We start from the raw sequence: 23,576 nt of genomic DNA, 5'->3' as shown, positions 1-23,576 counted from the left end.
GAGACAGTAAGTGAAAAGGCAGCAGTATTTTATTGGGGTAGACGGCGGCGGTACTAAATGTAAGGCCAGAGTAGAGTCTGCCGATGGTCAAGTCATAGGTGAGGGCTTGTCAGGGCCAGCCAATCCAGTGCAAGGATTACAACCCGCCCTAGATTCTATTTTAGATGCGAGCCAACAGGCTATAGCCAATGCCGGATTAGCGGCTGATAGCATCGCTCTATGCCATGGAGTTTTGGGGTTAGCTGGGGTTAACTTGCCCTTTTACCGTCAACAGGTGCAACAATGGGCCCACCCTTTTGCCAGCTGTCATGTGACCACCGATTTATATATTGCATCTATGGGCGCCCATAACGGGCAGGATGGTGCCATCATCATCGCCGGTACAGGATTTAATGCTGGCATGATAAAGCAGCAACAATATATGGGGATAGGCGGTCATGGCTTTATCTTGGGCGATAATGGCAGTGGTGCAAGAATAGGGGTTGAGGCAATCCGTTCTACCTTGGAATATTTAGACGGTATTCGACAGGAAAGCCCCTTGTTGCTAGATATTATGGCTAAACTAAAGGCAAAGAATGCTAACGCTATTGTTGAACAAGCAATCGACCAATCACCGGGCTATTATGCCCAATTTGCACCTTTAGTGTTCGAACATGCCAAGGGGAACGACCCTGCGGCCTTGCAGATTATCACCGCAGTGGCACATTTTATTAGCCGAATTGTAAAGCGACTACAACAAGATGAACCCGCGCGTTGTGCCATGATTGGCGGCATTGCCGAACCGCTTTACCCATGGTTAGATAAGCAAACTCAGTCCTATTTATCTCAGCCTTTATATGGGCCTGAAATGGGCGCAGTGATACACGCACGGCAATTATTTGCTCATAAAACACCGGTTTAGTCATGGGTAAACTAAAAAGTTATCTGTGTCTTTTTCTAAGTCTAATCAGCATTTCGTTTGTTAGTGCAATTTATGCAAAAACTCTCGAACTTAAGCAAGTGGAACATGCCGTTGCTGAATTGAATTTCCAGATAACTGAAGGCCAAAACCTTAATCATTTCTACCGTCAAGGCAAAGTGGCCGCCCATAGCTTACTAACCTCGGGTTTGAGCCCCAGAATGATTTTTGCTTTCCCTGCGGGTAATAGTGGCGTGAGTTTATGGTTTGAAAAAACAGCTAAGGTGGTTGAGTGGTCGGCAATACAAAATCTACAGGGGATCTCACAACAAAACGATAAAGGCCAGTGGTTGTACGGAGTAGAAGGTGTCACTCAAGTCATGGCTGATGAGTTGGTGGTGAAAGACGCCATTTTAAGTAGTGTGCGGGTGTTAAGAGACTACATACATAGCCAATCACCTCGGGATGGCGTCGTTAATAAACAAAAAATAGAAAACAATAAGATAAGCTGGTTTCGTCAACGAGCTGACAATAAAAGTAGTTACAAATTAAGCGTTGAAGTGGTGCAAGGGCAATTAGTGGCAAACCTTGATGAGGCCGTCAAGTTTACGAGCATAGATGGTCAACCCATTAAGTTAAAATTTAAGGCATTAACAGGCGACAAGCCGCTAACGCCGATGCTACTAGAAAAAGTGTTTAAAACGCCACCTACCACTGCTTCGCTGGAAGCGAATATTTTGGCCTATTTAAGCTATGAGGAAAAGCTACTGGCTGGATCATGGCGCTTTAATACTTATTTTGGTCGCGATACCTTGATGTCTCTGCGTCTATTGATGCCCACGCTCTCTCCCTTGATGATTGAATCCGCCTTGGCCTCTGTGATTGAACGCATCAATCAAAAGGGTGAAGTGGCACACGAAGAGGACATTGGCGAGTTTGCAGTTTTCCGCCAGCAGGGTGATGGCAAGCCGACCAGCGACAAGCCGATTTACGATTATAAGATGATCGATGACAACTATATGTTAGCACCCGTGATTGCGTATTATTGGTTAGAGCAACTTTCTCAAGGGCAAGAGGTTGGCCAACAACGGATATCCCAATTCTTGCATAGAAAGACAGCCAATGGTCGGCGTTATGCTGAGGTTTTATTGGCTAATTTTGAGCATGTTGTTGATTCTGCTCTGCCTTATGCGCGCCAGCCTATTGCGCAAAATCTTATTCACCTAAAACCCAATCATCAGGTGGGGCAATGGCGAGATAGTTCAGAAGGCTTAGGGATGGGCAAAGTGCCCTATGATGTTAATGCAGTATTAGTGCCTGCGGCCCTAGGTGCTATTAGGCAAATGCTGGATAGTGGTATCTTTGAAAAAGAATTAAACAGTAAACCGTTTATGCAGCTAGCGCCAATCATTAGTGCATGGCAAAAAACGTCGAAGTATTTTGTGGTGTCACTGCCTATACAGCAGGCAGCGCGCCAGCAACAAAGGTATACCCAAAAATTGGGTTTACCCGGAGTCAGTCAAGCAGGACTCACTGGGGATCAGGATATCAGCTTTATAGCAGTGGCATTAGATCAAGACTATCAGCCGGTGCCAGTCATGCATTCAGATATTGGCTATCGATTGTTATTTGCAGATCCAGAGCCTGCCGAATTAGATCGATTGTTATGGCCGGTGTTACTGCCGTTTCCCCAAGGACTTGTGAGCCCTGTTGGCGTACTCGTCACTAACCCGATTTATGCCTCGGATGAGCTACAAAATAAATTAACTCAGCACAGTTATCACGGCACAGTAGTGTGGTCATGGCACCAGGCTCTATTAGTAGCTGGTTTACAGCGACAATCGCAACGTTTGGCGTTGCCATTGGTGATGCGAGATAAACTTAAAAGTGCCGAAAAGCGGCTATGGCCAATTATTAATCGCACCACTTTGCAGAGCACTGCGGAACTGTGGTCTTGGGCGATTAAAAATGGTGAATATCAATTAACCCCTTTTGGCCAACAAGCCGATGATAAAACAGAGTCTAATGCCGCTCAGTTATGGAGTACGGTGTATTTATCCACTCGTCTTAGCGCTCTATAGGGGCGATTGGTATAATTTGCTTCTCGAAATCAGTCACTTATCAAGTTTGGTATAAAAGCAGATGTTGAGCGCAAATTTTATTTTGTCTACAATAGCGCACTTTTATTTTATTAGGTTAGTGACATGAGTGATACTCAAACTTTACCCCCATTGCCCGATCGTCTTTCTCAAGACTCTCGTAGTCCGTTTCATGTGGCAGAAGTGTTTAATTATGATATTGGCATTCGTTTGAATGGCAAAGAGCGTATTAACGTGCAGGAATATTGTATCAGTGAAGGCTGGATCAAAATTTTGTCGCCTAAAGCGTTAGATCGTCGTGGTAACCCTATGCTGATCAAGCAAAAAGGTGTGGTTGAAGCTTTTTACAGCTAAGTGTTTGCCCTGCAAAGGGCTTATTATCCATCTCTGCTATTACAAGCCGTAAGAGTACTTCAGCAAGATCAACACTATGCTTGAGTAGCATAGTGATATGGGCAGCCCAAATTTAATAAAGTGTTTAAACCTATAGTTACTGGCGCTGAAGACTAGTAAGTTGGTTTGATAGCCGTAGGGCGATATAAAACTGGCACTGGCTGCAAAGGCTACGGCTAGTGCAAAGGGCATAATAGGCGCGTTTAATGTTTGCACTAGCCCGTAAGCCAAGGGAAACATCAACGCGGCGGCGGCGTTATTGGTGACAAGCTCGGTGAGTACTAAGGTGAGCAGGTAAACCATAATTAATGCCCAAATTGGACTGACGCTGCTAGCCCAAGGACCAATCAACAGCATGATCTGAGCAATCACCCCTGATTTTTCTAGAGCTGTGGCAAGGCTTAGTGCGCCTACTATCACCACTATTAAATTAATGGGAAGATTACGTTTAATTTCATTGCTACTGGTTACACCGGCGATAACCAGGGTGGCGATAAAAAATAATAAACCCGTGGCTAAGTTAATAACTGAGGTTGCCGCTAAAGCAACGGTAAGTAAAAAACCGCCTATGGTGATATAGTCTTGATAGCCACGCAGTTTGGTTTCTACCTTTTTTTCTGACAGGATAAAAAAGTTTTTAGCAAGATTATGTCTTTGCATAAAGTCAGGACCGGTGGCGAGTAATAAAAAGTCACCGGATTGTAATTTGATTTCGCCTAATTTACCCGATAATGGTTCACCGTCTCGCCTTATGGCGACTACGGCGGCGTCAAATAGTGCTCTAAATCCCAGGGCTTTTAAAGTTTGGCCGATTATTTGCGCGCGATTGGAGATGATCACTTCGGTAAGGTTTTCACGCAGTAGTCCCTTGGACTCAGCAAATAGTTTTAACCCTTTGATATGGTTTAAGTTGCCCACCTGTTTAATATTGCCTGAGAAGATTAACTTATCATTGGCTTGGATCACCATATCTGGGGTGACGGGTGAGATCAGCTTGCCGTTTCGAGCTATTTCAATTAAAAATAGCTCGGGTAAGTTTCTGAGGTGATTTTCTTCTACCGTTTTACCAATTAATTCACAATCTTGATCAACATCGGCTTCAAGAAAATAGCTGTTGTACTGCTTATTTTTATTGGCGATCTCTGGCAAAAAAGGAGTCATTAAAAACATTAAAAGGCCACAGCTTAATCCAGCAACTAAACCATACAAGGTAAAGTCCCAAAAATTAAAGCCTGGGTGGCCATGTTCGATTAAAAAACTGTCGACAATTAGGTTAGTAGAGGTACCTATTAGGGTCACTGTACCGCCCAAAATAGCGGAGTAAGACAGGGGAATAAGTAGTCGCGACGCGTGATGATACTGGTTTTGTTTTACCGGACCTATCAAGCTAGCTACTATAGCTGTGTTGTTTAAAAGAGCCGAGCTGAAAAATGTTAAGCCAAATAGGCGCCAATAACTACGGTTAAAATTTGCCGTGACTAAGGTTCGACCAAAGCGTTTTATCAATGAGGTTTTATCAATCGCTGAACTAACCAAAAGCAATAAAATTAGGGTAATTAACCCTTGATTGGTGAAGTTATTTATTACATCACCCATCACCAATTGTTGACAGGCAATCAAAGCTAAAAGCGCAGTAGAAAATATCAGGGAAGGGCGCTGATTAGTCGTAACAAGCGCCAATATAGTACAGGCAAAAATGGCTATTACCAAATACTGATTTATATCCATAGTGTCTATTTCTTAATGATTTAGCTAAGGATCATAGCTTACTAATATCCGTGGCATTCCAATGGGGAAAATGTTTTCTGACTAATTCATTAAATTCTAATTCGAATTCAGAAAACTGACCAGCACTGACATCTTCTGCAACATCGATGATCATACCTGCACCTACCGTACCATTAGTGACTCTATCTATGATAATAAAAGCCCCTGTGGTGCGATTTTTGGTATAAGGATCACAAGCCACAGGTTGGGTGAGTTTAATTTTACCTACGGCAATTTCATTTAATGCTAGACGTACAGCGTCTTTGTGCTCCATCGAATTTACATCAATTTGATATTCAACGTCTGTCACACTCCCAGATACAAATTTAGTGGCAAATTTAAACCCATATTGCTTATTAGGCATCATAGGCTCTTCATCCATCCACACTAAATTAGTTCTGTAGCTGTTGCTGTGCAGCGGCAAATTGTCCCGTTTGACTATCATATCGCCACGAGAAATATCAATTTCATCTTCTAAGGTGATAGTGGTAGTAAGCGGGGCATGGGCAAGCTGTTGTTCGCCTTCAAAGTTAACTAGGGCTTTTACCTTTGATTGTTTACCCGAGGGCAGGGCGGTGATCTTGTCGCCGGGCTTAATTTGCCCCGACACAACTGTGCCGGCAAAACCACGAAAGTTTAAGTTAGGTCGGTTGACATATTGCACCGGAAAACGAAAATCAGCGCTGTTGATTGCGTCATTAATTTCGACTTTTTCAAGCATAGACATCAAGGTATCACCTTTATACCACGGGGTATTGGCACTGGGATTAACCACGTTGTCGCCATCTAAGGCAGACAAAGGGATAAACTGGATATCAGGAATGTCGAGTTCTTTTGAGAAGTCTAAATAGTCTGCTTTAATCTCTTCATATACGCTTTCGCTGTAGTCTTTTAAGTCCATCTTGTTGACGGCCACAATCACGTGTTTGATGCCCAGCAAAGACACTAAAAACGAATGGCGACGGGTTTGGGTTTTAACGCCTGCTCTAGCATCGATTAAAATAATCGCCAAGTCACAGTTTGAGGCACCTGTGACCATATTACGGGTGTATTGCTCGTGTCCTGGGGTATCGGCAATTATAAACTTGCGTTTATCTGTTGAATAATAACGATAGGCCACGTCTATGGTAATGCCTTGTTCACGCTCAGACTGTAAACCATCTACCAATAAGGCTAAGTCGACTTTATCCCCTGTGGTGCCGACTTTTTTACTGTCTTGGGTGATGGCGGCCAACTGATCTTCAAAAATCATTTTCGAGTCGTGTAACAAACGCCCAATTAAGGTGCTTTTTCCGTCATCGACACTGCCGCAGGTTAAAAAGCGCAACATGTCTTTCTTTTCGTGTTGATCTAAGTAGCCCAAGATATCGGACTGTAATAATGTATTTTCGCTATTCATATTTAGCAACTCACCAAAAAATAAGGATTTAAGACGGACTCTTTTTGATTATATCTAAGGGGTTTGGCATCGTCTTTTAAGACATCTGTGGCGTCCTCTATAACAGTGACTTTGCCCCCTGCGGCTTCAACCACAGCTTGTGCGGCGCCGGTATCCCATTCGCAGGTTGGGCCTATCCGTGGGTAAAGGTGGGCCGCACCTTCTGCCACTAGGCATAACTTCAATGAACTCCCCATGGCGAGCAATTCAGTTTCGCCTTTTAGGGTATCTAGCAATGTTTGTATTTCGGGACTTTGGTGCGAGCGGCTGCCGACTATTTTCCAGATGTCGCCTTGGTCCCACGGTTTTGGCGATATCTGGGTTTTCACTCCGTCAGATATTTTAAAGGCCCCTTGGCCTAATTCGCCCACATAGGTATGTTTTAACACCGGCGCATACACCACGCCAAAAATCGGTACGCCGTTTTTGATTAGGGCAATATTAACGGTAAACTCACCATTTTTTTTGATAAATTCTTTGGTGCCATCGAGAGGGTCCACTAACCAGTAGCTATCCCAACTGCTGCGCTCTTGCCAACTAATATCGGCCGACTCTTCAGACAAAATGGGCAAATCTGATACTTGGCTTAAACCGGCCACAATACAGTGATGAGCCGCTAAGTCGGCCTCGGTGAGCGGGCTTTCATCGGCCTTTTCGTAAATAGCAAAATCTTTTTGGTAGATATCCATGATCTTGTCACCGGCTTGGTGACAGATATCCACAATACTTTGAATAAACTGTTCCGTTAACATTAAGCCACAATTCCTTTTTGTCTTAATAACTCAAAAAGTTGCTCGGCAGATTGTTCTGCTGTTTGCCCAGAGTAGGTCAAGGTGATCTCTGGGTTTTCAGGTGCTTCATAAGGTGAGTCTATACCAGTAAAGTCTTTAATATCTCCTTGCCGAGCTTTTTGATACAAGCCTTTAGTATCACGTTTTTCGCATTCTTCTATGGGGGTATCAACAAATATTTCCACAAATTCGCCATCGGCTAATAACTTACGGCAAAAGTCTCGTTCGGTTTTAAAAGGGGAGATAAAAGCAGTTAACACAATAGTGCCAGCGTCCACAAATAATTTGGATACTTCAGCTATGCGGCGGATATTTTCGACTCTGTCTTTATCGCTAAAGGTTAAGTCACCACATAAACCGTGGCGTACATTATCGCCATCTAACAAATAGGTATGTTTACCGTGCTCGGCGAGTTTTCTTTCTAATAAATTGGCGATAGTGGATTTACCCGAACCGCTCAACCCTGTTAGCCATAACACGCAAGGTTTCTGCTTTTTAGCTTGTGATCTGCGTGCTTTGTCTACGTCATGCTCATGCCACACTATATTATTTGTCATTAGAAATATCCTTCCATTTTTTTCTTCTCCATTGAACCTGAAGAATCATGATCAATCACGCGGCCTTGGCGCTCAGAGGTTTTGGTGAGTAGCATTTCTTGGATCACCTCGGGTAAGGTAGCGGCAGTGGATTCCACTGCGCCTGTGAGTGGATAACAACCTAAGGTTCTAAAGCGTACTGAACGCATTTCAGGTGTTTCACCTGCTTCAAGTGGCATACGCTCGTCGTCTACCATAAAATAAATGCCATCGCGTTTGACTACAGGGCGAGGTTTAGCCAGATACAGTGACGGAATTTCAATATTTTCCATATAAATGTATTGCCAGATATCCAGCTCAGTCCAGTTTGACATAGGGAATACCCTGATGCTCTCACCTTTGTTGATCTGTGAGTTATACATATTCCACAGCTCTGGACGTTGGTTTTTAGGATCCCAGCTGTGATTTTCGTCGCGGAATGAATATACCCGCTCTTTAGCCCGAGATTTTTCTTCATCGCGCCTCGCGCCCCCAAAAGCCGCATCGAATTTATAATGATTCAACGCTTGCTTTAAGCCTTGGGTTTTCATGATATCGGTATGCTTTGAACTACCATGGCTAAATGGGCCCACATTCATTTTTATGCCGTCTGGATTTATATGCACCAGCAGATTGAGATCATGTTTTTTGGCCATCTCATCACGAAACTTAATCATTTCTTGGAATTTCCAAGTGGTATCCACATGCAACAAAGGAAAGGGAATTTTACCTGGGGCAAAGGCTTTACGGGCTAAATGTAATAACACCGATGAGTCCTTGCCTACCGAATATAACATCACAGGATTGTCGAATTCAGCCGCCACTTCACGGAAGATATGTATACTTTCCGCTTCGAGTTGTTTTAAATGGGTAACAGTAGGGATCGAATCAGACATGGGGCTCTCACGCAAAGTTGTTTATATTAAATAGTTCTATTAATAGAACGATATCAAACTTTCATCTCAAAATGTATTCTTATTTGTACTATCACAGCACTAATTAAACTGACTTTAGAGGAGTTATTAGTGCTGTGATAGTTTCGATTTTTAAGTGAGCTGATCGAGGGTATGCGTGACTTTATCGAAGGTATCCGCTACTAATTGATCATCCTGTTTACCTAATAAACTAAATAGGATGATGGTTAGACTACAAACAATAAACCCAGGTACAATTTCATAAAGCCAGCTGCTTAAAGATTGTCCATTGATTGTGAGTGGTGCATAGATCCAAATTAAAACAGTAACCGCTCCTGACAACATGCCCAAAATGGCCGATATTCGAGTCATTTTTTTCCAAAATAAGCTAAATAACACAACTGGGCCAAAGGCGGCCCCGAAGCCTGCCCAAGCATTGCTGACTAAATCGAGAATGGTACTTTCACGATCATAGGCCAGATAAATAGCCACTGACGCAACCAGTGCAACCGAGATCCGGCCTGCTGTGACTAACTCTTTTTGGCTGGCATCTTTTCGTAGAAACGCTTGATAAAAATCTCCCGTTAGTGAGCTGGATGTCACCAACAATTGTGAAGAAATAGTACTCATTATCGCTGCCAGTATGGCACCTAATAAAAAGCCACTGATGAGTGGATGAAAAAGTATTTGAGAAAGGTAAATGAAGATTGTTTCAGGATCCTTTAAATCACCTTGGGTTTTGGTGACATAGGCCAATCCTAATATGCCGGTTGCCAAAGAACCCACTATAGATACCACCATCCAGCTAATACCAATTCTACGGGCAGTTTTAATATCTTTCACCGAATGAATTGCCATAAAACGCACAATGATATGAGGTTGGCCGAAGTAGCCGAGCCCCCAAGACAAGAGCGATATGATGCCTATAGCCGTCATGGCTTGGCCGGTAGAGGCGTTGATAAATAAATCTAAGAAATCGGCATCATAAGTAGAGAGTTGGCTGGCAGCACCGCTAAAACCTCCAAGGTCAAACAAGACTACAACAGGTACTAATACCAAAGAAAGAAACATGATACAGCCTTGTACAAAATCGGTAATACTCACGGCCATAAAGCCGCCTAATAAGGTGTAGGCAACCACCACACCAGCAGTGACATACAAGCCCATTTCGTAACTTAATCCAAAGGAGGACTCAAATAATTTGCCTCCGGCGACCACACCTGATGAGGTATATAAGGTGAAAAAAATCACGATAACAACTGAAGAAATAAGCCTTAAGCTATGACTGGTATCATTAAATCGGTTGGCAAAATAATCAGGAATTGTCAGGGCGTTTTTAGCCAGTTCTGTATACACTCTTAGCCGTGGGGCTATCCATAAATAATTTAGGTAGGCACCGATAATTAAACCTACCGCTATCCATCCGCTGGAAATACCAGATACATACATGGCACCAGGTAAACCCATCAACATCCAACCACTCATATCCGAGGCGCCAGCGGATAATGCAGTGACTTTGGGACTTAAACTACGCCCGCCTAACATATATCCTTCTACGTCTGTACTAGATTGCTTAAACGAATACAAACCAATCCCAAGCATGGCTAAAAAATATAGGCCAAGGGAAAAAAAAGTGAAGGGATCCATTGAGGTTTCCTTAATGCTGTGGGGATATGAATGTGGCTTTTTATGTTATCATATGCATACCATGTATGACCAATTCACTACTAATATCAAGTGCTTGTATGTACCGAAAATCCTTTGAAGAACTGACTAAAGCAGAAGTTTACGCTGTGGCGAAGCTGCGGCAGCAGGTGTTTATTGTGGAACAAAATAGTATTTATTCTGATCTAGATGACCATGACCAAAGTTCAACACATTATTTGGATGTTGATCAAACGGGTCAATTAAAGGTTTATGGGCGATTCCGGCACACTCAGAGTCAAAGTGAAGTCAAAATCGAACGAGTGGTGTTGGATAAAAGTGCTAGAGGTAAAGGTTTGGGTAAACAATTGATGAAACGTATGCTAAAAGACATTCTAGCTGAGTTTCCTAAGAATAAAATTGTTTTGTCAGCACAACTAGAGGTGCGTGAATTTTATGCTTCATTGGGTTTTATTGCACAGGGCACGCCTTACGATGATGGGGGGATTGATCATATACAGATGTTTTATCAGGGCTAAATGCCTTCAATATGAAAGCATTTTTTGATAGTTAAAGCCTTAGAGCTTAGGCTGAGAATTGCATTTTTTCAGATATTTGTTGTTTCATCTTACTGACATTTTCTCCTTTTTCTCCCACTACAATAATACTTGCACGTTTCAAGTCTATTGCTTGGCTGTTGTATTTTTCATCATGGGACGAACCTTTAGGCATATAGGCGCTATTATGGGGGACGACAAACACCGATATTTTGCCTTTTTCACCCGCCACTACCATATGTAAACTTCTTACATTTTCGAAATCACAGAAATTAGCGTAATAAACACGTCCAATATCGTCAGATAACTCACCACCATACTGGGCTAATTTGGCATTGACCTGTTGCAGGGAAATATTCTCTTGAGCACCAAGGGCGTAGTCGCCTTCTTGACGAACGTGTGCAATTGCCTGTTTCGATAAATCTAATAAGTTATTTTGTTGCCACAGGGTAAAACTCACACCCACTACAAAAGCAAGAGATGCCGCCATGGCTAGATGTAATCGCTGGCGCTGCTTGTTGGACTTATGTGATGCCATGGTTTGCCGTAAAATCAACTTGTGCACTAAATCATCGGGAACCTGAACTTGGCTGGCTTGATCCATACTTTTATCGAGTTGTTTGATTTCATTATAAAATGCTCGCTTTTTGGGATCACCCGCAATAGCTGCTTTTATATCGTCATCTGAACAATGAGGATCGGCATACAATTTACGACGAAATTCTAAATCATCCATTTTGGATCCCCCGTTTGATATTAGCTTTTTCTAAGGTTTCTTTGACTTGATTACGGGCTCTGAATAATCGCGTCATGACGGTATTTTTATTTAAATTGAGCTGCTGGGCAATTTCATCACCGCTAAAGCCAAATACTATTTGTAACATTAAAGGTTCTCGGTACTCGTCACTTAATGACGCCATAATGGTGCGTAATTCTCTATGTTCAATTGCCACTTCATTGCTTAATTGCTCGTCTATCACCGAGACGTCGTCAATATCCACTAAATCAAACTGCTTACGTTCGAAACGTCTGGCATTTTCGCGCCTTAGAATGGTGATTAACCAAGATTTGGCTGCTTTTTCATCTTTGAGTGAGTCCAAGGATTTCCAAGCGCGAAGAAAGGTTTCTTGCACAATATCTTCGGCCACCGTTTTATCTTTCACCAGCCAATAGGCATAACGGAATATGTCACCATGAAGGGCTAACACTAACACTTCATAACGCTTTTGCTTATTTGTCATGTCATTAGTGACCGAAGTTTGACTACTTTGCTTTCGCGACAACATGTTTAATTCCAGCTGAGCCTTGGCTAATGTTTCAGTAATTTAGAGATATCTTTTTACAAAGCTAAGATTACCCTAGAATGACAAAACCTGTCGACCTTGTCAGGTTAGTTTATGAAGTAGGATACATAGACCGCAAGTGATGCTCTGGAGATCCTTCAATCCTGCCGTTTTTGCGTAATCCTCGCAATATTTTCTGTAACTTTGAACTGTTCCAATCATATTGGTTTTTGCCATAACGCGATGCTAAAAGTGATTCAACCTCTTCTGTTAATGCAAGTTCATCAATCACTTTCAAACTGTGAGCTAAACTCGCCTGATTGTTTTGAGTATAGTGACCTAACCACAAAGGCAGATACTTTTGAATATCTACTAGGTTGTTTTTATGGAAGGATTTCTCCAAGGATTGCCACAACTGCTGCTCTTGTTGCGTGGTTCGTACTAATGAGTTGTTAGCTTTTTTAGCGGCGGATTTTAACAACGAAACCTGCTTCCACCAAAGTAGTAAGGTCAAAAGCCACAAAATAACTAAACCAAAGGTTAACCAGAGCCAATATTGCGGTAATGCTTGTTTCGAGCTGTTACTACTTGCGGGGAGAGGCGCAATTTCTTCTGCACTTTGCTGGGTTTCAACCCTTGGTGGTAACGGAATTGCACTGGGTAAGGTCGTTGTCGCTGGCACAATGCTTAATGTTTGTTCAGGCAATACGGCATATTCCGTTTTTTGAGTTAAGGTATTAAACCAAGGGATCCTAACTTCGGGCACAACTAACTGGCCTGCTTCGCTAGGTATAATAGCAATGCTTTCTTTACGTTGGGCGATTAAGGTTGCATCTTTTTCAACTGTGGCGGTTTCTGCTTGATCTGGGTATGTTTTTACCGAATCTGGATAGTGACTGATGATTTCTGGCAATTGTTCTTCGACTACGCCTACCGCAGTTAAGGTAATAGTGCGGGTGATTGGCTCGCCAGCAACGTATTCAGCTGAGTTGCCTTGCCATTCATCGTCTAATTGCACAAAGTCACTAGGTAACCAATGTTGGCTATAGTTACTTGGAATAGGTAATACAGTAATACTTTGGCTGGGGCCAACTCGATTAACGGTCTTACCGCGATTAAACAGGCCAAAACTTTGCCGAGAATTATCGATCACTTCGCCTTCAAACAAGGGACCCTCTATGGTGAAGGTACCACTTTGTTGAGCAATAATAGCAAATGAACGTTCAATAATACGGTAACGACGTCCTTCAACTATGTCGTTATATTCCTTATCTTTACCTATTTGCCTGATGTCGGCATTTGCTAATGTGGGGCTAGATAAACTGCCTCTTTGCAAATCCTTACCTAAGTGTAATTTCACTGTGTAACGAATTTGTTGTTGTAAATAGGCTTTTTCCACATCGACATGAGTGGTAATAAATAAATCGCGCCCGCCAGTGGCAGCGCTACTGGATGCGGGGATCACTAATACTTCTAGGGATTGGGTCTTGGCTCCGTCCACGTCGAAGGCTGGAATAGTAAAACGTCCCTTTTTCTGGGGGATTAACACAGTTGACCAAGTGGTGGTACGGGTAGTGTCAAAATTGACCATTTTTGTTTGTGAGCTTATCGAAGTACGGCCCACCACAAAGTCTTTCATTAAAAATGAAGGATCAAATGCATCTCTGGCAACGTCACCATTGGCGCTAACGGTTAGAATAAAAGACTCATCCACCATCACCGGATTTTTATCAACTGAGGCACTCACTTCTAGGGCCTGAGCCATATTTGTGAACACCAGCAAGGCGATGTAAATAAGTATTGCCGGTATATTATTCATATTCACTACTACCAGTTCCCCTGTCTATTTATTGGTAATCTTTCTCTTTTACGTTTTTGTGCTTCAATTTGCATTTTTCGTTTGAGCAAAAAGGCCGGATCATCTGGTACCCGATTAAGCAATTTTTGCATACGTTGCATCATCTCTTTCTGTTCATCGGTTAGTTCAGCTTCGCCTGCCGGTTGAGCTTGAGCAGGTTTTTCTGGCTCGGATTGTTGTCCATCTTCAGATGCTTGCTGTTGCTGCGCTTCTTCTTGCTGTTGTTTATCTTGTTCCCTTTGTTGATCAGTCTCTTGGGAGTCTGAGTCACTTTGTGGTGATTGCTCCCCTTGCTGGGGATCTTGAGAGGGTTCACCCTGTTGCTGTTGATCGTTTTGCTGGCCATCTTGCTGTTGTTGCTCGTTGTCTTGTTCGCCATTTTCTTGATCTTCTGAAGAGTCCCCCGACTGATCTTGTTGTTGCTGCTGTTGATTTTGGAGTTTTTCGAGTATGGCTTTGTTGGCTTGCGCAGCTTGATGATCGGGTTGTTGTGCTAATACCTTGTCGTAGGCGGCTATTGCTTGCTCAATTTCGCCTAGTTGTGCCAGTGCATTACCTGCATTGTAAGTGGCGTCAGTGTAGTTTTGGTCGGTCGCTTTCACCTTTGAAAATGACTCAAGGGCAGCTTGATAATCTTCATTTTTATACTGTGCGGAGCCTTGCCATAAGGGATCCTCAAAGGTATCGGCTGCTTGGGCATAGTCTTTCTGATTAAAGGCTTGTTGTCCCTGTTGATCCGGTGTTTTCCACATATCTTGCCACCAGTCTGCTTGTGCTGGGGGAGTATATGTGGGTAATAAAATCCCAATAAATAGCGTGGTGACTATACCTCGCCTAAAGCTATATGCCGCAAAAGGTAAAATAAGTAACAGTAAGTAAGGGCCCATCTCTTGCCATTTATCGCCAAAGTTTTCTGGCTGTTCTTGCTCATTTTTATCTGAGTCTTGTTCTATTAAGGTTTGGGCAATTAAATAATCAATATCACTGTCGTCTGTCTGCATAGGCGCATAGCGACCACCACTGCTGTGGCTAAGAGATGTCAAATTATTCACCGTTAGCTTAGGCACCACAATGGCACCGCGGCTGTCTTTTAGCAATTCGCCGTTTATCAGTTGAATTGGTGCACCTTGTTCTGTGCCCACACTTAAAACAGATAAACGAAAACTTGAATTATTGAGTATGTCACTGATCTCTTTCATCTGTTGTTGGGCGATGCCGTCTGTTATCCAAAAAATTTCACCTTGTTGATAACCGGCATGACTGAGTAAGTCGATAGCGGCTTGTATTCCAAGAGCAGGGTCGCTGCCTGCAACGGGCATAATTTCTGGGGTGAGACTAGGAATAAGGGTGGTCAGGTTTTGCGCATCTGAACTTAGGGGGCTAATAGTAAATGCATCACCCGCATAGGCCACTAATCCGGTTTCGCCTTCGGTAATAGCGTTCACTAAGTCTATGGCTTTGTACTTGGCGCGGGTAAGCCTGTTGGGTTTAACATCGGTGGCGCGCATCGATAACGACATATCAATGAGTACTACTTTACCGGTATTTAATTGATAAACAGGTTGCGGTAATCTTTCCCAAGTAGGTCCAGCTAGGGCAATAGTGGCAATAACCCAACATAGCCCTAATAAAAATAGAGATGGCCGGTTGTTTTTAGTGCCTGCAGTGGTGATCAGATGGTGATACAAGTGGCTGGCGAGCACCGATTGCCAGCCGGATTGTTGTTTGTGTACATAACGTATCAATGCCACTGTGATTAACAATGGAATACTGGCCCATAACCAAAGAGGGCGGATAAAATGAAACTCACTAAAGGCAGCTACAGACTCAAGCATGGTTTGGCCCCTTTTTCCAAAATTGTTTAATCAGTCCAAATGATCCCATTAAAAAAGTAATGAGTAACGCCAAAGCCAGAGGGTAGAAGTATAAGGCTTGCAGTGGCCGCATTTGTTTACTTTCTCTGGCTATGGGCTCGAGTTCATCGAGTGTGGCGTATATTTGTTTTAATGACTCAGCATCCCTTGCCCGAAAATAGCGACCGCCTGTTGAGGTGGCGATTTCGGTTAACATATCTTCGTCTAAGTCTTGAGAGGGATTCACTTGTCGATTACCAAAGAAACTTTGTACCAACATTTTGTCAGCACCTACGCCTATAGTATAAACTGTGACGCCGTTGTTGATGGCCAACTCATTGGCCTGTTTTGGGGTAATGTTACCTGCAGTATTTTGACCATCGGTTAACAACACTAGTACTTTATTGGACTCTTTACGGGCTTCAAAGCGTTTAATGGCTAGCCCAATCGCATCGCCAATGGCGGTTTGTTCACCCACTAAACCAATTAGTGATTCGTTTAGCAGCTGCTCTACCGTTTCTCTATCGTAGGTCAAGGGAGCTTGTAAATAAGCTGTATCGGCGAATAATATTAATCCTAATCTGTCGCCCACTCGACGTTTAATAAAATCGCTGAGCACAAACTTAATCATTTTAAGCCTATCGACTTGGCGGCCATTCACCTGCATGTCATCAATTTTCATGCTGCCTGATAGATCAACCGCTATCATTAAGTCCCGTCCTTCAGCGGGAATACTCACTGGTTCGCCTAACCATTGAGGTCTAGCGGTAGCGAGGACTAACGCAATCCATGCAAGTATGGCTAACAATACACGTATTTTGTTGCTGCCTTTATTTTGGCTGGTTGCTTCAATACCAGTAGTGAGGCTTGGAACCCGTAATGCTGCTTCTTGGCCTTGCTTCTTACTGGGGAGCAACCAAGCCAGCAACGGCAATGGCAATAAAAATAGTACCCATATCCATTCAAATTCAAGCATAGTCTTGCTCCAATCGGGCAAGGGTTTTCTTGCTTGGGGGCAGGGCGTGTTTAATCCATAATTCAGCAGACTGACGGTAACTAGGATAGTCTACACTTTCTAACTTTTGTGGTTGATATAGGGCCTGTTGCATTGACTCAAAGGACTGGAGTAAACCATCGTTTTTGTTTTTGGGAAGGGTATCAATCAAAAAGTTTGCCCATTGTTGGCCATGTATTTGTTGCACTCTTTGAGCCGGAAAATAAGCCATGGCTACACGCTTTAGCAACTGGTTGAGTTGTGACAAGGAGTCTGGACGTGAAGCATCAATTTTTTGCAGCGCAGCTAACCCTTGGCGTTTAGCGAGTCTTAATTTGCGTCTTTTAACTAGCCATGTTGTGAGGATGCATACCGCAATTATGGTGATAATCGCGACTAACCACCAACCATAAGCAGGAGGCCAATTTTCTATAGCCGCTGGAGTGTGGATATCTTGTAAATTTTGCAATGGATTCATGGTTTTTTGCCTCCCGAAAAACGCTCTAACTGTTTTTCTAAGGGCTGCCCAGCATCGATTGGCAGCACTTGGGCTTTGCACTGTTTTAAAGTGTGATGAATAGTGTTGAAGTAGTCTAGATGTTGTTGGCTGTACTGCTGCTCGGTGTCTTTTTCGCCCAAGACAATTTGTTGTCTATTGGTGCCATCACTCAAGCTTACTCTTTGACTCATAGACACTTTGGGTAACTGATGTTCAAACGGATCGCTAATAGGGTAGGCAATCACTTCGCAATGTTTACTGAGCTGGGCAATATGCTGCTGGGCGAGGTCGTCTAACTGACTAAAGTCACTCAATATAAAAATTAGACTACCGGGGTGAGCCAGTCTGCGTAACCTTGCACAGGCATTGCCGAGGGTGACTTGCTCTTGCCCGTTACCTTGGTTTTGAGAATGCGCCCCTTGTTGCACTTTTAACATGCTGTTTAATAGCGACAACACCGCTTTTTGACGGGTAAATGGTTTACATTCAATATGTTGATGTTGATTAAATATCAAGCCTCCAATGCGATCGCCGCGTTTTCTGGCCGCCCAAGCAATCAGCGCACTTAAATGCGCCGCTTGCACCGATTTAAACAAAAACTGGGTGCCAAACTGCATACTTGAAGATAAGTCGGTGAGCACAAATACCGGCCGCTCTTTTTCTTCACGGTATAGTTTTGTATGGGTTTTACCGGTGCGGGCGGTAACGCGCCAGTCAATGGCGCGAATATCATCACCTGCTTGATAATGCCGAGCTTCGTCAAACTCCATACCGCGGCCTTTGGTTTTCGCCAAATACGCGCCAGCTAACTTAGCTTGTACGGTTTTGCGCGGGGATAAATTTAACAAGGATGTTTTACCTTGATAATGAATAAGCTCTTTTATTCTTAGGTTAACGCCGTCGCTTTGGTATTTAGTTAACCATTTTGTACTGTCTTGCATACTGTTTCTTTAACCTTGTTAGTCTAAGGAACAGGCACAAGCTGCATGATTTTATCCAACACTTTATTCCCATTGACCCCTTCGGCCTCGGCTTCATAGCTGAGTAATAATCTGTGGCGTAATACGTTATGAAATACCGCTTGAATATTGTCTGGCCCCACAAAATCTCTGCCCATTAACCATGCATGGGCGCGAGCGCACTTATCTAATGCGATGGTGGCGCGAGGGCTGGCACCAAACTCAATCCAATTCGCCAGATCTGGGTCGTAGCGTTCGGGTTGGCGCGTGGCAATGATTAGCTGCACTATGTATTGTTCTAAGGCGTCATCTAAGTGAATTTTTAATACGTCTTGACGGGCGTTAAAAATATCGTCTTGGGTTAAATTTGGAGGGCTTACCGCCGCTGCATGCATGGCTTCGTTGCGGGTGAGGCGTAAGATATCTAATTCTGTATCAGCGCCAGGATAATCAATTTCCAAATGCATTAAGAAACGGTCGAGTTGCGCTTCGGGTAATGGATAAGTCCCTTCTTGCTCGATGGGGTTTTGGGTGGCCATCACTAAAAATAGCTCGGGTAGGGCATAGGTGGTGTTACCCACTGTGATCTGCCTTTCTGCCATGGCTTCAAGCAGCGCCGATTGCACTTTAGCTGGGGCGCGGTTGATTTCATCGGCCAATACTAAATTATGAAACAGCGGGCCTTTTTGAAATTCAAAACTGCCGTTTTCTGGGCGGTAAATATCGGTACCGGTGAGATCGGCAGGCAGTAAATCTGGGGTAAACTGCACCCGATGAAAATCGCCCTCTAAACCATTTGCCAAGGCATTCACCGCTCGGGTTTTTGCCAAGCCGGGCGGACCTTCAACCAACAAATGTCCATCGGCCAAAAGCGCCACTAAAATGTTCTGTGTCAGCGTTTGTTGACCCACTACTTGGCTGTCTAAATAGGCTTGTAATTGTGTAAATTGTGCGGCTGCCATAGTGCTAATTGCTTCCTTCTTATGTACCAATGGGTAAGACTGATTAAAAATACAAGTGGCGGTAGAGCGATCTAGAAACGATAGATTAGCTACCCCGACTACTGACTATGCTACTCGATATAAGGTTCCCCTATAGAAAAACAATGTTACAAAGCTTTAATAAGTAAAAATTTCTATTTTGCATTGGAATTCAGGGGATTTTATTAAAATCCACACTGTAAGGTGCTAAATTGAAGTTAGCCATCTACACTGTGAAGCCACTGAAAATGAGAGATATTGAAGCAGTGATGTAGCAAATGACGGGCACCTTGAAGTCATAATGGTAACTAGGTACAATTCGGTACATTTTACAGGTCAGACCACTAAGTTTGAATATTCATAAGGGTATTACATGACAGCTAAGCAGATAGTCAAAACAAGAGAAGGCGATAGGATCGCTATAGTTGCAGGTTTAAGAACACCATTCGCCAAAATGGCCACGTATTTTCACGGCGTGCCAGCTGTTGATCTCGGCAAAATGGTAGTCAACGAAATGTTAGTGCGAAATAACGTTGACCCGATGATTATTGAGCAATTAGTGTATGGCCAAGTAGTGCAAATGCCAGAAGCGCCAAACATTGCCCGTGAAATAGTGTTAGGTACTGGCATGAATGTACACACCGATGCCTATAGTGTCTCCAGAGCCTGTGCCACCAGTTTTCAATCGACTGTGAATATTGCTGAGTCAATGATGGCTGGTAATATCAGTGTGGGTGTGGCAGGGGGAGCAGACTCCACGTCAGTATCACCTATAGGGGTTTCCAAAAAACTAGCCAGAGCCTTAACGGATTTAACAAAAACCAAAACGGCCGGGCAAAAGTGGCAAGTGCTAAAAAAATTAGGTATTAAAGATTTAATGCCGGTACCGCCAGCAGTCGCCGAATATTCTACCGGCTTGTCTATGGGGCAAACAGCCGAACAAATGGCGAAAACCCATAATATCAGCCGCGCCGATCAAGACGCCTTAGCCCATCGCTCTCATACCTTAGCAGCGCAAAGCTGGAATGACGGTAAGTTAGCCAATGAGGTCATGACCGCCTACGCCGAACCTTTTAAAGGGGCATTAGAAAAAGACAATAACGTACGTTTTGATTCAACCCTTGAAGGGTATGCTAAACCGCGCCCCGTATTTGATAAAAAACACGGCACAGTGACCGCTGCCAATGCCACGCCACTTACCGATGGTGGCTCTGCAATATTAATGATGACCGAAAGCCGCGCCAAAGAATTAGGCTATACCCCGCTTGGATACATAAAAAGCTATGCTTGGGCAGCCATAGACGTATGGCAAGATATGTTAATGGGGCCTTCTTACGCCACACCTATGGCACTCGATAGAGCTGGCATGACGCTTAACGATCTGACATTGATTGAAATGCATGAGGCATTCGCAGCACAAACTTTAGCCAATATGAAGATGTTTGCCAGTGACAAATTCGCCCAAGAAAAACTAGGCCGTAGTCAGGCAACGGGCGAGATTGATATGCAAAAATTTAATGTGATGGGCAGCTCTTTGGCTTATGGCCATCCATTTGCCGCAACGGGTACACGTATGATCACTCAGATGCTAAACGAATTAAATCGTCGCGGTGGTGGTGCTGGCTTACTTACGGCTTGCGCCGCAGGTGGACTTGCCGCAGCCATGATAGTAGAAACAGAGTAGGGTACAGAAGATGACAACCGATAATCAAACAACAGATATGCAAACTCGAACACCAAGCGCTTTTACTCTAGAGAAACGTGAAGACGGCATCGCCATTTTAACTATGGACGTACCTGGCGAAAGCATGAACACCCTTAAAGTGGAGTTTGCTGAACAGATCGACGCCGTGCTTGAGCAAATAAAAGCAGATAACAGCATTAAAGGTGTAGTAGTCATAAGCGGTAAAGACAATTCGTTTGTGGCCGGTGCCGATATTAGCATGTTGGCCGCCTGTGAAAGTGCCCAAGGCGCCACCGAAATTGCCGCTGGTGGTCAGAATATGTTTCAGCGCATCGAAGATATGCCAGTAACCGTTGTGGCGGCTATCCATGGCCCTGCGTTAGGCGGTGGATTAGAGCTGGCGTTGGCCTGTCATTATCGGGTTTGTAGCGACGATGCTAAAACCCAAGTAGGTTTGCCTGAAGTACAGCTTGGTTTATTACCGGGTAGTGGCGGCACTCAGCGTTTACCTAAACTGATCAGCGTGCAACAAGCCATGAAAATGATGCTTACCGGTGCATCGGTACGAGCCAAACAAGCCAAAAAATACGGCATTGTTGATGAAATGGTGCCGCAATCTATCTTGCTCGATGTGGCTATAGAGATGGCGAAGAAACCTAAGCCTAAACGTCACGGGCCAAAATTAGACTTAATGGGCAAGTTTTTAGAAAAAACACCTGTAGGTCGCAACCTGATGTTTAGCCAAGCGCGCAAACAAACGGCGAGCAAAACCCAAGGCAACTATCCGTCACCTGCACTTATCATTGACTGTATCGAGACAGGCCTAAGCAAAGGCTTTAAAAAGGGGCTAGAAGTAGAAGCCAAACATTTTGGTAACTTAGTGATGAGTTCTGAATCAGCCGCCCTTAGAAGTCTATTTTTTGCCACCACAGACATGAAAAAAGAAACCGGTGTTGAAGGTGTGCAACCTGCGCCCCTTAAAAAAATAGGGGTATTAGGCGGTGGTTTGATGGGCGGTGGTATTGCCTTTGTTACCGCGACTAAAGCGGGGTTGCCAGCACGTATTAAAGATATTCGCTCTGAAGGTATCGCCAACGCTATTAAGTACAGCTTTGATATTTTAAATAAAAAAGTTAAACGCCGTTTTATGCAAAAATCAAAGATGCAGCAACAATTGGCGCTACTAACAGGCTCAGTCGATTATTCAGGTTTTAGTGATGCAGATGTCGTAATTGAAGCGGTCTTTGAAGATTTAGGGCTAAAACAAAAGATGGTGGCAGACATTGAAGAAAACTGCGGTGAACATACTATATTCGCCTCTAATACCTCTTCCATTCCCATTACCCAGATTGCCGAAAAAGCTAAACGCCCCGAGCAAGTGATAGGTCTGCATTATTTTTCTCCTGTGGACAAAATGCCTTTGGCTGAGGTGATTGCACACGACAAGACCTCTGATTTGACCATTTCAACCACGGTTGAGTTGGCCAAGAAGCAAGGTAAAACCCCTATAGTGGTGAAAGACGGCGCTGGGTTTTATGTGAACCGTATTTTAGCGCCTTACATGAATGAAGCTGCAGAAGTGCTACTAAGCGGCGAGCCTATTGATCATATTGATAAATCTTTAGTGAAATTTGGTTTCCCTGTGGGGCCCGTTAAGTTATTAGACGAAGTAGGCATTGATGTGGGCACTAAGATTGGGCCTTTTTTGCAGGCGCAATTTGGTGAACGTTTTGCCTCTAACCCAGGTTTCGAGAAAATTTTGGCGGATGATCGTAAAGGCAAGAAAAACAAACGTGGATTTTATGATTACTCGGGTAAAAAACCGGGTAAAGAAGTCGACCAGTCTATCTATACCTTATTGGGCATTAAACCAGCCAGTAAAATGAGTCATGAACAAATATCAGAGCGTTGTGTGTTATTAATGCTTAACGAAGCTGCTATGTGTTTAGATGAAGGTGTAGTGCGTAATGCCCGTGATGGTGATATTGGCGCCATCTTTGGTATAGGTTTCCCGCCGTTTTTGGGGGGACCCTTCCGTTATATGCACACCTTAGGTGTGGCTCATGTTGTTGCTAGGTTAGAGCATTATCAAAACTTGCTTGGTGATAAGTTTACCCCAGCAGCCAGCTTGAAAAAGATGGCTGAAGAAGGTCGCTCTTTTTATTAATTCAGTACTTGGTCTAACTTCTATGCTTTAACGTTAGGCCATTTTCTGATTCTTCCCAATTTTAGATGAGAGAATATTTCCGTTGTTGATGTTTTTTATTAGTTCGTTGTTATTTAGTGTTATTTATTATGTACAGTCTTTTAAAACCGGTCTTACAGCCAAAAAGTGGGCTTTGGCTGGATTACTTTTTGGCCCTGCTATTTATCCATTATTCAAATCCAGA

At 43.5% G+C, this 23,576-nt stretch carries 20 protein-coding genes; 6 read left to right on the top strand and 14 right to left on the bottom strand.

Annotated elements, in window-relative coordinates; all coding sequences use genetic code 11:
- Positions 1 to 10 precede the first annotated feature (10 nt).
- The 3 genes from Q0688_RS09695 to Q0688_RS09685 all read left to right on the top strand — a co-directional run bounded on the left by Q0688_RS09695 (position 11) and on the right by Q0688_RS09685 (position 3,351).
- Complete coding sequence (locus Q0688_RS09695) at positions 11 to 901, top strand: BadF/BadG/BcrA/BcrD ATPase family protein (RefSeq protein ID WP_299075289.1); 891 nt, start codon at positions 11 to 13, stop codon at positions 899 to 901.
- Positions 902 to 903: 2 nt separating this feature from the next.
- Positions 904 to 2,979, top strand: a complete 2,076-nt coding sequence (locus tag Q0688_RS09690; protein WP_299075286.1) for a hypothetical protein — start codon at positions 904 to 906, stop codon at positions 2,977 to 2,979.
- Between the two features lie 123 nt (positions 2,980 to 3,102).
- Entirely contained in the window at positions 3,103 to 3,351 is a 249-nt protein-coding gene (locus tag Q0688_RS09685) for a DUF3297 family protein (RefSeq protein WP_299075283.1), read from the top strand.
- Positions 3,352 to 3,390: 39 nt separating this feature from the next.
- Here the strand turns inward: Q0688_RS09685 and Q0688_RS09680 are convergent, their stop codons facing one another.
- The 6 genes from Q0688_RS09680 to putP all read right to left on the bottom strand — a co-directional run bounded on the left by Q0688_RS09680 (position 3,391) and on the right by putP (position 10,522).
- Positions 3,391 to 5,118, bottom strand: a complete 1,728-nt coding sequence (locus Q0688_RS09680; protein WP_299075280.1) for an SLC13 family permease — start codon at positions 5,116 to 5,118, stop codon at positions 3,391 to 3,393.
- A 31-nt stretch (positions 5,119 to 5,149) separates the two neighbouring features.
- Positions 5,150 to 6,556, bottom strand: coding sequence for a sulfate adenylyltransferase subunit CysN (gene cysN / locus Q0688_RS09675; RefSeq protein ID WP_299075277.1), 1,407 nt, complete (start codon positions 6,554 to 6,556; stop codon positions 5,150 to 5,152).
- 2 nt (positions 6,557 to 6,558) lie between these two features.
- Positions 6,559 to 7,347, bottom strand: a complete 789-nt coding sequence (cysQ, locus tag Q0688_RS09670) for a 3'(2'),5'-bisphosphate nucleotidase CysQ (protein WP_299075274.1) — start codon at positions 7,345 to 7,347, stop codon at positions 6,559 to 6,561.
- Entirely contained in the window at positions 7,347 to 7,943 is a 597-nt protein-coding gene (gene cysC / locus Q0688_RS09665; protein WP_299075270.1) for an adenylyl-sulfate kinase, read from the bottom strand. The genes cysQ and cysC overlap by 1 nt, the downstream gene beginning before the upstream one ends.
- Positions 7,943 to 8,857: a sulfate adenylyltransferase subunit CysD gene (cysD, locus tag Q0688_RS09660; protein ID WP_299075265.1), complete on the bottom strand. Its 915-nt coding sequence runs from the start codon at positions 8,855 to 8,857 to the stop codon at positions 7,943 to 7,945. The genes cysC and cysD overlap by 1 nt, the downstream gene beginning before the upstream one ends.
- Positions 8,858 to 9,007: 150 nt before the next feature.
- Positions 9,008 to 10,522 carry a sodium/proline symporter PutP gene (gene putP, locus Q0688_RS09655; RefSeq protein WP_299075263.1) on the bottom strand — a complete coding sequence of 505 codons (1,515 nt, stop codon included), beginning with the start codon at positions 10,520 to 10,522 and terminating at the stop codon, positions 9,008 to 9,010.
- 65 nt (positions 10,523 to 10,587) lie between these two features.
- Here putP and Q0688_RS09650 point away from each other — a divergent pair, with 65 nt between their 5' ends.
- Positions 10,588 to 11,058 (top strand): GNAT family N-acetyltransferase, encoded by a 471-nt coding sequence (locus tag Q0688_RS09650; protein WP_299075261.1) that lies wholly within the window; start codon positions 10,588 to 10,590, stop codon positions 11,056 to 11,058.
- Between the two features lie 46 nt (positions 11,059 to 11,104).
- Here Q0688_RS09650 and Q0688_RS09645 read toward each other — a convergent pair whose 3' ends face one another.
- From Q0688_RS09645 to Q0688_RS09610, 8 genes are all read right to left on the bottom strand, one after another.
- A complete protein-coding gene (locus tag Q0688_RS09645) occupies positions 11,105 to 11,812 on the bottom strand; it encodes a DUF3379 domain-containing protein (RefSeq protein WP_299075259.1) in 708 nt (235 codons plus the stop codon).
- Positions 11,805 to 12,362, bottom strand: a complete 558-nt coding sequence (locus tag Q0688_RS09640; RefSeq protein ID WP_299075257.1) for a sigma-70 family RNA polymerase sigma factor — start codon at positions 12,360 to 12,362, stop codon at positions 11,805 to 11,807. The genes Q0688_RS09645 and Q0688_RS09640 overlap by 8 nt, the downstream gene beginning before the upstream one ends.
- Positions 12,363 to 12,471: 109 nt before the next feature.
- Positions 12,472 to 14,178, bottom strand: coding sequence for a BatD family protein (locus Q0688_RS09635; RefSeq protein WP_299075255.1), 1,707 nt, complete (start codon positions 14,176 to 14,178; stop codon positions 12,472 to 12,474).
- An 8-nt stretch (positions 14,179 to 14,186) separates the two neighbouring features.
- Entirely contained in the window at positions 14,187 to 16,052 is a 1,866-nt protein-coding gene (locus Q0688_RS09630) for a VWA domain-containing protein (RefSeq protein WP_299075254.1), read from the bottom strand.
- Complete coding sequence (locus Q0688_RS09625) at positions 16,045 to 17,046, bottom strand: VWA domain-containing protein (RefSeq protein WP_299075253.1); 1,002 nt, start codon at positions 17,044 to 17,046, stop codon at positions 16,045 to 16,047. Before Q0688_RS09625 ends, Q0688_RS09630 begins: the two co-directional genes overlap by 8 nt.
- Positions 17,039 to 17,542, bottom strand: coding sequence for a DUF4381 domain-containing protein (locus tag Q0688_RS09620; protein WP_299075252.1), 504 nt, complete (start codon positions 17,540 to 17,542; stop codon positions 17,039 to 17,041). The genes Q0688_RS09625 and Q0688_RS09620 overlap by 8 nt, the downstream gene beginning before the upstream one ends.
- Positions 17,539 to 18,504 (bottom strand): DUF58 domain-containing protein, encoded by a 966-nt coding sequence (locus tag Q0688_RS09615; RefSeq protein WP_299075251.1) that lies wholly within the window; start codon positions 18,502 to 18,504, stop codon positions 17,539 to 17,541. Before Q0688_RS09615 ends, Q0688_RS09620 begins: the two co-directional genes overlap by 4 nt.
- A 23-nt stretch (positions 18,505 to 18,527) precedes the next feature.
- Positions 18,528 to 19,484, bottom strand: a complete 957-nt coding sequence (locus tag Q0688_RS09610; protein ID WP_299075250.1) for a MoxR family ATPase — start codon at positions 19,482 to 19,484, stop codon at positions 18,528 to 18,530.
- 391 nt (positions 19,485 to 19,875) lie between these two features.
- Between Q0688_RS09610 and fadI the strand changes: the two genes are divergently transcribed.
- Both fadI and fadJ read left to right on the top strand, forming a co-directional pair.
- A complete protein-coding gene (gene fadI / locus Q0688_RS09605) occupies positions 19,876 to 21,186 on the top strand; it encodes an acetyl-CoA C-acyltransferase FadI (protein WP_299075245.1) in 1,311 nt (436 codons plus the stop codon).
- Between the two features lie 10 nt (positions 21,187 to 21,196).
- The gene (fadJ, locus tag Q0688_RS09600; RefSeq protein ID WP_299075242.1) at positions 21,197 to 23,353 is read left to right on the top strand and encodes a fatty acid oxidation complex subunit alpha FadJ; all 2,157 of its coding nucleotides are present in this window, start codon (positions 21,197 to 21,199) and stop codon (positions 23,351 to 23,353) included.
- Positions 23,354 to 23,576: the final 223 nt, after the last annotated feature.

The organism is uncultured Paraglaciecola sp. (assembly GCF_937123705.1).
In the GTDB taxonomy this organism is placed as follows: domain Bacteria; phylum Pseudomonadota; class Gammaproteobacteria; order Enterobacterales; family Alteromonadaceae; genus Paraglaciecola.
Note: the sequence above shows the minus strand (reverse complement) of the source record. Positions and strands in the feature narration are given on the sequence as shown.